The sequence below is a fragment of the Dysgonomonas sp. Marseille-P4677 genome, assembly GCF_016652235.1.
Taxonomy (GTDB): domain Bacteria; phylum Bacteroidota; class Bacteroidia; order Bacteroidales; family Dysgonomonadaceae; genus Dysgonomonas.
Genome location: NZ_JAEPKU010000198.1, coordinates 1 through 4,877 on the forward strand (window position 1 = coordinate 1; position 4,877 = coordinate 4,877).

2 protein-coding genes are annotated in these 4,877 nt (G+C 38.1%); one reads left to right on the top strand and one right to left on the bottom strand.

The features are described from left to right. Window positions 1-96 precede the first annotated feature (96 nt). On the top strand, window positions 97-1,626 hold the full coding sequence (gene dnaB, locus JGH11_RS18945) for a replicative DNA helicase (RefSeq protein ID WP_201114403.1): 1,530 nt from the start codon (window positions 97-99) through the stop codon (window positions 1,624-1,626). A 149-nt stretch (window positions 1,627-1,775) separates the two neighbouring features. Here the strand turns inward: dnaB and secDF are convergent, their stop codons facing one another. Further along, window positions 1,776-4,748 (bottom strand): protein translocase subunit SecDF, encoded by a 2,973-nt coding sequence (gene secDF / locus JGH11_RS18950; RefSeq protein ID WP_201114402.1) that lies wholly within the window; start codon window positions 4,746-4,748, stop codon window positions 1,776-1,778. Window positions 4,749-4,877 lie beyond the last annotated feature (129 nt).

Below are 4,877 nucleotides of genomic sequence, written 5' to 3' on the forward strand. Positions count from 1 at the left end.
TATCTAAAGTTATTAACAATATCTGTTCATAACTTAACTAGTCAATAAACATTATTTCTTTTATCTTTGAATAAAAATTTAGGAATAAGAAAGAATATGGCCGAGGGAAACAACAAATATCAAGGAAAAAGGAAACCAAAAGAAAATAATCTGTTGCCTGATATAGGTAAGATACAACCTCAGGCCAGAGAACTAGAAGAGGCTATTCTTGGAGCGCTTATGCTCGAAAAAGATGCATATTCGCTCGTTAGTGATATATTGAAACCTGATAGTTTCTACGACAATATACATCAGATCATATATAGAGCAATAGTAAACCTAGCTGTTACACAGGCCCCTATCGATATGCTAACAGTTGTGGAACAACTAAAAAAAGAAGGCGAACTTGAGACTGTGGGCGGGCCGTTATATATTGCACAGTTGACCGAAAAGGTAGCTTCTGCCGCTCATATAGAATTTCATGCACGTATTATTGCACAAAAATATCTAGCCAGAGAATTAATTGCGTTTTCTTCAACAATTACTAATAAAGCCTTCGACGAAACATCAGATGTGGATGATCTGATGCAGGAGGCCGAAAGCAAGCTTTTCGAGATATCCCAGGGCAATGTAAAAAAAGATGTAACACAAATCAACCCAGTAATCAAGGAGGCATTAAACCTCCTTGAAATAGCCGCAAACCGCCCTGAAGGACTCAGTGGTTTGCAAACAGGATTTGATGCGCTTGATAAAATCACTTCTGGTTGGCAAAATTCCGACCTTGTAATTATAGCAGCTCGTCCTGCGATGGGAAAAACAGCTTTCGTTCTCTCGATGGCTAAAAATATGTCGGTGGCATTCAATTATCCGATAGCGTTATTCTCTCTCGAGATGTCGAATGTACAGTTGGTTAACCGTCTGATTGTAAACACCTGTGAAATACCGGGTGAGAAAATTAAAAATGGTCAATTATTACCGTATGAATGGGAACAACTAGACTTCAAAATTAAAGAACTATATGATGCTCCTTTATATATCGATGATACACCTAGTTTATCCGTTTTCGAGTTAAGAACCAAAGCTCGCCGCTTGGTTCGTGAGCATGGAGTAAAAATGATTATCATTGACTACCTACAGTTGATGAATGCGAGTGGAATGCAATATGGTAGCCGTGAACAAGAGGTAAGTATGATTTCCAGATCATTAAAAGGTCTGGCTAAAGAATTAAATATCCCTATTATAGCCCTATCGCAGCTTAACCGTGGTGTGGAAGGACGTGCAGGCGCAGAAGGTAAGCGCCCACAGCTATCTGACCTCCGTGAATCGGGTGCTATTGAGCAGGATGCCGATATGGTTTGTTTTATCCACCGCCCCGAGTACTACAAAATACTTGAAGATGACAAGGGTAACTCTCTTATTGGCTTAGCTGAAATCATTATCGCAAAGCATCGTAATGGTGCTACAGGAGATGTGCTATTGAGATTTAAAAGTGAATTTGCTCGTTTCCAAAATGTAGATGATGATTATAATTTTGGAGCAGGCCAAAACTTTAGTTCAAAAATCAATGCAGGTACTTCTTCAGGGACACCTCCAGCAACTGATTTCCAGCCTATGCAGGGGAGCGGAAATGACTTTGTACCATTCTAATATTCGATTATTATAAAGATAAATAAGAGAAGGGTTGCTATTGAATTAGCAACCCTTTTTTATACATCATATCTTCATCATAAAAGAAGAGCGGCTGATCATAATCATGACCAGCCGCTCCAATATTTAGAGTTTAAGTTTTATTTAACTCATTTTGCTTCAACAGCTTTTTTAGCGTGTTCTTTCTTAAAGATAGTCCATGCAATAGGCGTAGCTACAAATACTGATGAATATGTACCTATAATAATACCAATAAAGATAGCGAATGTGAAGCTACGAATAGTATCACCACCCAAGATGAAGATACAAAGAATAACAATCAATGTACTCAATGATGTATTGATTGTACGCCCTAATGTAGAGTTCAACGCTTCGTTAATAGTATCTGTAATATTACGTTTTGGATACATATTTCTGATCTCACGTATACGGTCGAAGATTACAACCTTATCATTAATAGAGTATCCTACTACTGTAAGTACCGCAGCAATGAACGATTGGTCAATCTCCATAGAGAACGGCATTATCTTATACAGTAACGAATAGAGAATAATAACCATAACAGCATCGTGAGCTACAGCTATAAATGTACCTACAGAGAATGCAATATCTCGGAAACGAAGTAAGATGTATAAAGCCATACAAACTACAGCTATCAATACAGCGATTGTTGCAGCTGTCTTCAAGTCATCGGCAACACTCGGACCTACACGCTGAGAACTTTGCACATAATTATCTATTGTTTTTCCGTTTTCAATAAAGCCTTCAGCGGCAAGAGCTTTTGTCATTTTGGTTCTGATCTCAGCTTCTACTTCATCTGTTGCTTCCTCAATCTTATAGTTAGTTGTAATACGAACCTGGCTTGTAGTCGAAGATTGGCTTGCAGAACCACTGGTTAATACCAATACTGTAGAGCCTTGGAATTCCGGCATTAAAGCCTTTTCAACAGCATCTGCATTTACATTCTTATCGAAGCGTACTAAATAGTTACGTCCACCTGTAAAGTCAATACCACCATTTAATCCATTAATGAATAAAGATGCTACTCCCGCTAATATAAGAACAGTAGAGAAAATTACGATTTTCTTAGTCATACCCAAGAAGTTGATTTTTGTATCAACAAATAACTTTCTTGAGATAGCTGTTGTAAATGTAAGAGTTCTTAGATGTCCTTTATCAAGCATATATTCATAGAATATACGAGTAAGGAAGACGTTTGTTATGAATGAAGCTATAATACCTATAATCAATGTTGTAGCAAAACCTTGAATAGGTCCTGTACCAAAATATGCAAGAATAATAGCTGTAATAACCTGAGATGCGTGACCGTCAAAGATAGCCGAGAAAGCATGCTTATAACCATCTACAATAGCCACCTTAACATTCTTACCTGCACGAAGCTCTTCTTTTGTACGCTCGTAAACGAGTACGTTAGCATCTACAGCGAGTGCCAATGCCAATACAAGCCCCGTTATACCCGGCAGTGTCATTACCGCTCCGAAGGCCGCGAGAATCCCCACTGTAAAGAAGAGATTGACAAGTACAGCAACATTGGCTATCAGTCCCGGAATAAAACCATATACCAGACAAATATATGTCATCAGTAAAACTAACGCCAACAAGAAAGAAATAATACCTGCCTGAATGGCTTCTTGTCCCAAAGACGGACCTACTATGTCTTCCTGTACAATATGTACACCGGCTTTCATTTTACCCGACTTCAATACGTTCTCTAAGTCTTTCGCATCTTCAGGAGTAAAGTTACCTGTAATCTGAGAACGTCCGCCTTCGATACGGTCATTTACATTTGGTGCCGAATATACAGAACCATCAAGAACGATAGCAATACTACGTCCTTTCTCTGCACCGGTAATCGCAGCCCAACGCTGAGTTCCCAAAGAGTTCATTTGCATATCAACTTCCCATGCTGCGCTACGTTGAGATTGATCAGCCTTAGCTGAAATTACAACTTCACCATCAAGAGCCGGACCTTTTTTAATTCCATCTCCGCGAAGAGCATATAATGTAATTTGGGTTTCTCTTACGTCTTCAGCCTTAAAGCCCCAAGCAAAATTCAAATCAGTAGGGTAAGTATCTCTATATTTATATAGAATAGCGTTTACAGCTGCTGTATCATTTTTATTAACAACACCTACAACAGCTCCCATACCTCCATGGATAAAGTTTTCCATAAAAGGTTTTGTAAAGCCTAGACTTTTCACATCTGTAGATTGTAATGAATCAGAAGCAACACTTGTAGAGTCTACTGTAGTCTGAGATAACAAAGCTTCTCTCGAACGTTCGTTAAGGACATTCAAATAACCTTGTATTTCCCCAATATTATATGTTTTCCAAAATTCCAGATTTGCGCTACCTTGTAGTAATTTCCTCACACGTTCAGGCTCTTTAATACCCGGTAATTCAATCATTATACGCTCGGCACGATTATCCAGCTTTTGGATATTTGGAGCAACAACCCCAAAACGGTCGATACGTGTACGGAGTACATTGAACGAGTTATCTGCCACACTTTGCAATTCAGCCCTTAAAGCTGCAACCACCTTATCATCTTTATCCGTAGCTCCAAACTGATCTCTCATTTTAGTACTAAATACACCGGCTAACTTATCGTTACCGTTTGCATTTCTGAACTTTTCTACGAATATAGTAATATAGTCGCGGTTGCTACCTTTACGGTTCTCGTCAGAAGCTTCTTTCAATGCGGCATTAAACGCTTCATTGTCAGGGTCACCTAACGAACGTAATACGGCACTAGCGTCTACTTCTACGATTACACTCATACCTCCTTTAAGGTCTAGTCCTAATCCTATTTCTTTTTCACGGCAATCTTTAAGGGTATATCCCAAATCTTTTGCACCTAGCCAAGAAAAAGTCATCCAAACTTTTTCTGTAGACATAGAATCAAGGTAGTGAGTGTATTGTTTGTTATACAACTCATCTTGTAGCAATTGATCACCTTTTGCATTAGCTAAAGCAAAGCTTGTCGCATATTCTTCCGCCTTTTTATCATAACTTCTGGTTACGAATGTAAAAGACAAGTAAAATAGACAAACCAATGTCAGCAGAATGGAAAATGTAATTACAAATCCTTTGTTTTGCATTTTAGATTTTACTTTTTGTTATTTACTTATATTATTTCTATTTCATTCAAAATAAATAAAATACGCATATATCCTAAATCCTCTTTCTAAGAAATGAGGCTTAACTAAGACATACACACACTTTAAAGC